Consider the following 8,522-nt stretch of genomic DNA (forward strand, 5'->3'; position numbering starts at 1 on the left):
CTCCAGCATTCGTCGCAGACCGGCCACCTGCTGCAAGGATGCGCGTTCGGCGGATCTGCGCGCCGCTGCCGGCTCGAGGAGCAGGCGGAGCTCAAGCATGTCCTCGAATCGCTGACGGGTGATTTGGGGCGGGATGTGATAGCCGGCATGGGGCACACGCACGACCAGGCCCTCGGCCTCCATCCGGTTCAGAGCGTCTCGGATCGGCGTCTGCGAGACCCCACCCCCAACTCTCGCGCCAGGACGTCGATCGTGACGCGGGAACCAGGCTCGATCCGTAGCGACATCAGCTGTCCGAGCAGCGTGTCGTACACCTCGTCGGCAAGCCGGCCACGAGATTTACCCGGCGGCGCTCCGCCCGTCATGGCCCCACTTCCCCTCGCAATCATCGCTTCGTCGTCCATCGTGACGTGAGGATCTTCCTAGCGTCTTTGCGAACGTGTTGACATCGGTAGCAACGCTGCTACATGGTGACGACCATTCGGATCGTATAGGAAAGGTGGCGGACGCCAGTCATCCTTCACCCATCGCGGAACCGCCCGCCAGCGCCCTACTTCGACCACCTGAAGCTCCCCTGAGCATGCTCGACGTCCTGCTCGGTTCGCCACCGGGCCACACAAGGACCGAAGGACCTCTCGACGGCCTGAAGCCCCAGCACGGCGCAGCGTACTCGTGAAGCCGGTCTGCGGGGCGGCGCCCGCGACAGCCCGGCAATTCGCCCAAGGCGCACCGTCATCTTCCTCCCCTCCGATCGCGCACGCATCCGTTATCCGCGTCGGGTAACGCGTTCTTTCTTTTCATTCGGCCGCCTCATCACGACCTCGCGATCGGCCTCGGTGATCGCCCCTGCCGGCGCAACCGCCGTCGGCCTGGACCTAGTGTTCGAATGCCGCCTGCAGGGCGTCGACCCGACCGCATCACCGCTCCCTTGGGAGGATGGGTCACGTGCGGCACCTACCGATGTTTCGTTGATGATCATGAGAAGGTCGTGCATAAATCCGCGATAGTGGTGCGCGCTCCAGCGTCAGCGCGGCGGGGACGGCGATTCGCCGCCCCCGCCGCGTGAACGGGTCAGCGGTTGAGGTTCTGCATCCACTCCCGAAGCTCGCGCGCCTGCCGCGCGAGCTCGGAACGCGCCGCAGCGTCGCCGGAGGCCTTGTCGTTCGCCAGGGCGACGATCGAGTTCAGCACCGGGATTGCGGTGGTGTAGTTGGTTGCCAGGTAGCTGTCCCGCGCGATGTCCAGGGCGGCAACGGCGGCGTCCGCGGCGTCCGCGGTCAGCAGCCCGGCGGCTCGGTCAGCCTCGATCAGCAGGCTGGTCTCGCGGTAGGACGAGCAGTTGGCGTCCGTGCGGCCGGCGGTCGTCTCGATCCCGCCGAGGATGATCTGCATGAACGCGTCGTCGTAGTACAGCGTCCGGAAGTGGCCGAGGATGTTCGAGAACGCCTTGCCACCGCCCCAGTTCTGGCACCACGCGATCGGGTGGTCGCCGTTCATCAGCCGCAGCGGGGTGGTGGCCGCGTTGCCGCTGTTGAGGCTGCGCTGGTAGCTGTCCTCGTTGAGGCTCAGCAGCGTGTGCACGTCGGCCCGCATGTTGCGGTCGAAGTTGTAGAGTTCGTCGACCGTCATCCACCGGTCAGGGAGATGCGCGGTCGCCGGGTGCGTCTTGTCCTCGGTCACCACCTCGGCGTGGATGCAGCTGCCGCACTGGCCGAACCCGTTCTGGCCGTTCGGATGGCTGGTGAAGAACCCACCGGCGAGGTCGCCGTACCACGGCCAGGTGCCGACCTCGAACGAGTCGGCGGCGCCGTGGATGCCGACATAGCCGCCGCCCTGCTTCATGTAGGCCTCGAAGTTCGGCTGCTCGGTGGTTGCATTGAGCGGGCCCGGGTGCCCGACGTTGGACTCGAAGACGATCGTGTCGTACTGCTTGAGCGTGTCGAGGCTCAGGAACGGGCTCGTGGGCAGCGTGACCGTCGGGAGTTGCGGGTCGTAGACGTCGACGTTGAAGTTGTTCGCGATGCCGAGCTTCTGGATCGCGGCCACGGTGTGCGGGATGTGGTCGTGCCGGAAGCCCGTCGTCTTGGAGAAGATGAGGACGTTGTAGTCGGCGTCCGGCTTGTGCGGGAGCGGGGCGAGCACCGGGTCCGGGATGAACTTCGGGCCCTGCGCGGGCTCGGACGTGAGGCCCGTCGCGGGCTCCGGCGCGAGCCGGCCTTCGAGTTGGTCGATCAGGTAACGAGCATCGCCCACGAGTGTGCTGCGGGCCGAGCCGGGCGTGATCCGGCCGGCGATCGTGACGAACCCGTTCAGGACCTGGCTCGCGCGCTTGGCCGAACCGGCGTCGGCGAGCGCCTTCGCCTGGTCGACTTTGGCTTGGAGCGCCTCGCCGACCTCCGCCGAGACGCTGCCGGCGGTCACGAACCGGTTGATCAGCGTGCCGACGTCCGCGAACGAGGTCGTCACGATGAACGTCTGCGTGTACTTCGCGCTGCTGGAAGCAGCGTCGGAGAGATGCACCGCGAGCGTGTGCACGCCGAGCGACAGGTCGGAGGTCTGCACCGGCAACGGCGGGACCAGCTTGCCGTCGAGGTACATGTTCAGCACAGCCACTCCGCCCGAGCCGGGGGTGGGGTCCGTGCGCGTCGGGATAAGCGTGGCGACGTGACCGACGTGACCGTCGGTGATCGCCGGGTACGATGCAGCCGGCGCGCGCGTATCGATCCGGACCGAGATCGAGCGGAACGCCGCGATGTTTCCGGCCGTGTCGACCGCGCGGTACCGGACGCTGGTGTTGCCCTCCTGCGTGATCACCGCCGACGCCGTGGCCGACGTCGGCGCCCCCTCGACGGGCACGTCGATGTAGGCGGCGCCGCCGTTGAGCGAGTACTGGAATTTGGCGATGCCGACGTCGTCGGTCGCCGACACGTTCAGCGTCACCGGGCCGGTGTACCAGTTGTTCTGGCCGGTCGGCGCAGAGGGCGACAGCGTCGCGACGTTGATCGTCGGCGGTGTCGTTTCCTGCGCCCACGACGGTGTCGTGGGGATGAGTGCGGCCGCCGTCAGGAAGGCGGCCACTGCCGATGTGCGAAATCTTCTCCGCATGAGTGTCTTCTCTCTTGCCGCTGTACCGGCGGGTTCGCTGGGTGCGGATGCCCGTGCCGACGTACTCGGGTTCGTCGGCACGGGCGGGTTCGCTAGGTGCCGACGCCTGTGCCGACGAACTCGGCCCAGTTGAGGTTGAACAGGTTGCCGCCCGTGGCGCCGGATGTGACCGGGCGGAACACCAGGAACAGCTCATGCGTCCCGGACATCGAGACCGGGAACGTCTGGCTCGTCCAGGTTCCCGTCCCGCCGGTGGACACGAGGTCGGCCGTGGTCAGGATCGGCCCGGTGATCGAGTCCTGACGGACCTCGATTGCCGCCAGCGGCGACCCGGGCGTGCGGCCGTTCGCCGCGTCCGCCGCGCGGAACGTGATCGAATCGATGTTGGTCAGGTTGAATGGGCCGTTGAGCTGGAGCCAGTCGCCCGAGCCCAGGCTGCCGCGGTGCACGCCGGCGCCGCCGTCGGTGTTGGTCGCCGTGTTGGTGCCGGACTGGTTGACGACGAACTCCACCTCCTGGTGCTTCTGGCGTATCTGGTGCTGGCCGGTCGTGGTCAGCTCTGGGACGCCGCCCGGACCGCCGTGGTCGGTGTAGCGCGCCTGGACCACGCCGGAGACGTTGCCGCCGTGTGAGACGTCGTCGGCGTCCGTGTGGAGCACGCCCGAGCAGCCGTTGACGGACTCCTCGGCGTGGCCGTGCGCGTCGTGGCCGAGCACGAACGTCACCTGCACCTCGGAGCAATTCACCGTCCCGTCCTCGGGGTCGGTGACCGTGACCGAGAACGGGATGTCCTCGCCGAACGCGAACGTCCCGCCCTCCACCGGCGTATCGACGACCACCGTCGGGCTCGTGTTGCCCACGGTGATCACGGTGCTGGTCGAGGTTTGCTTGCCGGACGAGTCGAGCACGGTCAGCACGGCCGTGTAGCGGCCGGACTGCGTGTAGGTGTGTGTCGGGTTCGGGTCGGTCTCGATCGCCGAGCCGTCGCCGAAGTTCCACTCGTAGCGGATCGAGTCGCCGGGATCCTCATCCAGCGAGCCGGCGCTGGAGAATTTCACGGTCAGCGGCGTTGAGCCGTCGGTGCGGTCCGTGGTGAGCACGGCCTTCGGCGCGCGCTTGCCCTTGACGTACTCCCACTTGTACATGCCCGCGTCGGGGCTGATGACGTTGAACCCGTTGCCGTAGGTCAGCAGGTAGAACGCGCCGTCAGAACCGAACTGCAAGTCCATCGGGTTGTCGCACTCGAACCGGAACGTGCCTGCCCCGGCGTTCGCACGGCTGCCGCAATCCAGGAAGTTGTTGATCTTCTGGACGTGGTTGGTGCCCTTGTCGAGCTTGACCTCGCGCAGCGTGTCCTGCGTCCACTCGCTGATGATCACCGAGTCGTCGTAGTACGGCGGGAACTTGTGAGGGTTCGGGTTCTTCGGGTCGTAGTGGTACTTCGTGACCCCGTGCGGACCGACGCCGCCGGTGTAGAGCTCGGGGAACAGCCGCGGGCATTCGCTCGTCGAGCCGGTCGCGATCGGGCCCGGGGTCGGCGCGTAGTAGGCCTCGCACGGGGTGCCGAGCGGCGCGCTCGTGTTGTTGTCGCGGTAGGAGTACCAGATGTCCGGGTCGGTGACCGGCGGGACGTCCCTCAGGCCCGGCTCGACCGTCGGACCGCCCTCGATGTTCCACAGCGAGTCGTTGCGCTGCGTCGGCCCGTTGCAGTCGAACTTCTGAGGCGGGTCGTTCAGCGGCGTGCCCGGTGTGGTGGTGCCGGGAGCGAACTCGTGGAAGTTCCACTGGTAGTGCGCGAGGTCGCGCTTGTAGCACGTCGGCCAGCCGTAGTTGGACGGCTTGCGCACGATCTCGTAGCGGCCGGTGCCCGCCGGGCCGTGCGAGCGCTGCGGTGTCTGGGCGTCGGGCGAGTAGTCGCCGATGTAGGCCACGTCGTTCTCGTCGACCTGGATCCGGAACGGGTTGCGGAACCCCATCGCGTAGACTTCCGGCCGCGTCTTGTCTCGCGGCTTGCCCGCGATCAGCGGGAACAGGTTGCCCGGCGGGATCGAGTAGGCGCCCGTGCCGGGGCGGAAGCCGGCCTTGTTGGCGTCGGCGGCGGAGATGTCGCCGTCCTTGACCTTGATCCGCAGCACCTTGCCGCGCAGGTCGTTGGTGTTCAGCGCGGTGCGGCGCGAGTCACCGGTGAGCCGCTGATACCAGCCGCCTTCCTGCGCCGTGTTGGTGGCGATCGCCGGCGTGGCGGTGCCGCTCAGGCCGGCGCCGTCGGCGGTGATCTGCGGCTGGGCGGACTGCTGCTTGCCGCGGCGGAAGAACACGTTGACGCTCGACGTGTTGACCGGGCCGCCGCTGGTCTGGATCTCGTCCGCCTCGATGTTCGAGAGCGCCTCGAGCGCCGCGTCGATCGCATTGCGATCCGCGTTCCACGCGATCGGCTCCGTCGTCTGGCCCTCGAAGGTCAGCGTGAACGTGCCGCCCGTCGCGTTGGTGACGCGCACGGTCTGCTGCTCGTCGGTCTTCTGCGAGTTGTACGGCCCGTAGCCGCCGGCGTTGATGCCGCCCGCGGGCGTGTCATCGCCGGTGACCATCCAGAGGTTGCCGTGCTTGTCGAAGTCGATGTCGCCCCCGACGTGGCAGCATTCCTGGCGGTTGACCGGCACGCGCATGATCTGCTGCTCGGAGCCCATGTCGAGGTGCGCCGGCGTGCTGTCGGTGGCGTCGACGAACTTGAAGCGGCTGAGCTGGAAATAGCCCACGTACGGATCCCACGCGGTCTTGGACGCTGCCACGTTCGGCGGGGTGGTGTTCGGCGTGATCTGGGTGACGACCGATCCGTCGCTCAGCTTGACGTCGGTGACCTCCTTCGCCGAGTAGTAGAGGTAGACCCACTTGTTGGTCGCGAAGTGGGCGTCGACCGCCGGGCCATAGAGCCCGTCCTCGCCCGCGGTGTAGATCTGCTGCGTCATCGGCAGGCTCGGATCGGCGAAGTTGGCGACGACCGTGGTGACGCCCGTGGTCGAGTCGTGCATGCGCAGTGAGCCGAGGCGGTCCGTCTGCAGAATGCGGCCGTCCGGCAGTTGGTCGAAGCCGATCGGCTCCTGCAGGTTCGGCGGCGAGCCGATCTTCGTCTGCTGGTAGTTGGCCAGCACGGTCGCGCCGCAATCGCTGTAGGCCGGGTCGGCCTGGCCCGCGGCCCAGCCGATCGCGCCCTTGAGGTGCTTGGTGAGGCCGGGGTCGAAGCTCGCGGCCGTGTTGCCCAGGCCGGTGTAGAACGAGCGGCCGCCCTGGAAGTCCTTGCACCACGAGACCGGGTGATCGGCGCCCATCGTGCCCCCGGCGATCCCGTCGAGGTCGGCGCCCTGTGGCTGCGGCCCGAACGGGTCTTCGACGACGGTGTCGAGGACGTGTGACACACCGCGGACGTTCTTCTTGAAGTTGTACCACTTGTCGGTCCGCGACCAGATCTGCGGCAGATCCTTGCTCGCGTCGTGGACGCGGTCGGCGACCTTCACGTCACCCGATTGCACGTCGGTCCTGCCGGACGCACGCGTCCCCAGGATGTCGGTCAGGAACGACCAGGACTCGTCGGTCTCGACCGCCGAGCCGACGCCGACGAAGCCGCCGCCGTCGCGGAAGTAGCTCTCGAAGTTCTCGCGTTGCGCGTCCGTGAGCGGGCTCGCGAGACCCGTGTCCAAGAACACGACCGCGCGGTACTGCGCCAGCTTCTTCTCCGTGAAATGGTCGCCCACGTCAGCGGGTTCGGGCGCCACGGCCGTGAAATGGCCGGTTCTGGCCGCATCCCGGATCGCGGCCAGGCCGGCCGACGACACCGCGTCCTGGGTGCTGCGCACCACGAGCACCTTGAAGCGGGCGTCTGGTGGTGCGGGCTTGGCGGGCTGCTGCGGCAGCGCCGGTGCAGCGACGAAAGCGGGCTCAGCCGCCGTGGGGGCCGCGGCGCTCACCGGCGTCGCGAGGAGCGTGAGGAAAGGGGCGATGAGGGCTAAGGCCATCGTGGTCGCGGTGCGACGTCTCGGGCGTCGTCCGTTTTCCGGCAGGGCTGCGTCGAGCAGCCTGGCCCACGTTCGATGACGTGGTGACATGAAAAACCCTTCCTGCCTGGGGGATGTCAGGCACGGCGCGCGCCGCCGCGGTTGTTGCCACTTGGTGGTAGCGCATATTGCGGTTGCTGGAGGGTGCCGTCTCCATGTCTGTGGGGCCGTCAGTAAGGCGCCGGCCTGGGTAAGTCCGTGATCGCGGTCGGGTCGTCGATGATGTGGTTGATCACCGTGCTCGCCGCGCCACGGGAGGCGGCGCCGAAGCTGAGCGTGGAGGCGACGAATCGGCACTGGGCGGCTGGAGTTGCCACCACGAGCCGTTGCAGCTGATCTTGTGCGTGGGGCAGCAGCCACTGGGCCGGCGAGGCGAAACAGCCTCCGATGACGATCGCTCGCGGGTTGAACAGGTTGGCCAGGATCGAGCCACCGGGTGGCCGACATCGCCAGAGGCCTGGCCTCTGGCGACCGGCGCATGACGATGGCGGTGGCACAGGTCAGCGAGTGGCTCGGGCTTCGTCAGGGCAGGCCAGGTGTGGTCATGCCGATGCGGAGTTGATGGATTTCGAAAAGAGCTCCATCATCGCCCTGCCGAATTGCGGCATGTCGGGCCACCCCCGGCAGGAGACGAGGTTGCCGTCCACGACGTCCGGAGCGTCGATGACCGTCGCGCCCGCGTTCTCCATGTCACCGGTGATAGGGGGGAAGCACGCTGTCTTGCGGCCCTTCAGCAGCCCGTACACAGCCGGCACCTGCGCGCCGTGGCACACCAGCGCGATCGGGAGGTTGCGCGCGAAGAAATGCTCGGTGATGCGCCTGACGTCGGCGTCGACCCGGATCCACTCGGGGGCACGTCCCCCAGGGATGATGAGGGCGTCATAGCGCTCGACGTCGACCTCGGCCCAGGGCACGTCAACCGGCAGCTTGCGGCCGTTCTTCTCCACGTAGGCGTCGGAGTTGGGGTCGAACTCGTGGATGACCAGCTGAACGTCACGCATCGTCCGTGACGAGACGTCAACGTCCCAACCGCCCTCCTGAACGCGATAGTAGGGATACATGGTGTCGAGCTCCTCGGCGGCGTCGCCGGTCAGGAGCAGCGCTCTGGGCACTCACTTCTCCTCGCATCTGAGGCGGATAAGGTCGATCCGATCCGATCCGATTGTGCGAGCATTCCTCGGCCCAGACCGCCCGTCAAGCCTTTACGCCATTCCCTCCGAGCCCTTGGCCTCGTCGAATAACGCCCGCTGCCCCCCTCCAGCTCAGCCATCTCCTCCAGCATTCGTCGCAGACCGGCCACCTGCTGCAAGGATGCGCGTTCGGCGGATCTGCGCGCCGCTGCCGGCTCGAGGAGCAGGCGGAGCTCAA

At 67.7% G+C, this 8,522-nt stretch carries 4 protein-coding genes and 1 pseudogene; all 5 read right to left on the reverse strand.

Features of this window, described 5'->3' with window-relative positions; genetic code table 11:
- A pseudogene (locus CHF15_RS45580) lies at nt 1-183 on the reverse strand (GntR family transcriptional regulator); the annotation flags it as partial.
- A gap of 888 nt (nt 184-1,071) precedes the next feature.
- Nucleotides 1,072-3,186, reverse strand: a complete 2,115-nt coding sequence (locus tag CHF15_RS43490; RefSeq protein WP_143681795.1) for a ThuA domain-containing protein — start codon at nt 3,184-3,186, stop codon at nt 1,072-1,074.
- A gap of 11 nt (nt 3,187-3,197) precedes the next feature.
- Entirely contained in the window at nt 3,198-7,601 is a 4,404-nt protein-coding gene (locus CHF15_RS43495; protein ID WP_179280267.1) for a ThuA domain-containing protein, read from the reverse strand.
- Nucleotides 7,602-7,696: 95 nt separating this feature from the next.
- Nucleotides 7,697-8,266: a DJ-1/PfpI family protein gene (locus CHF15_RS43505; protein ID WP_089227892.1), complete on the reverse strand. Its 570-nt coding sequence runs from the start codon at nt 8,264-8,266 to the stop codon at nt 7,697-7,699.
- A complete protein-coding gene (locus CHF15_RS46885; protein ID WP_410169695.1) occupies nt 8,245-8,511 on the reverse strand; it encodes a hypothetical protein in 267 nt (88 codons plus the stop codon). Before CHF15_RS46885 ends, CHF15_RS43505 begins: the two co-directional genes overlap by 22 nt.
- Nucleotides 8,512-8,522 lie beyond the last annotated feature (11 nt).

The organism is Actinacidiphila glaucinigra (assembly GCF_900188405.1).
In the GTDB taxonomy this organism is placed as follows: Bacteria; Actinomycetota; Actinomycetes; order Streptomycetales; family Streptomycetaceae; genus Actinacidiphila; species Actinacidiphila glaucinigra.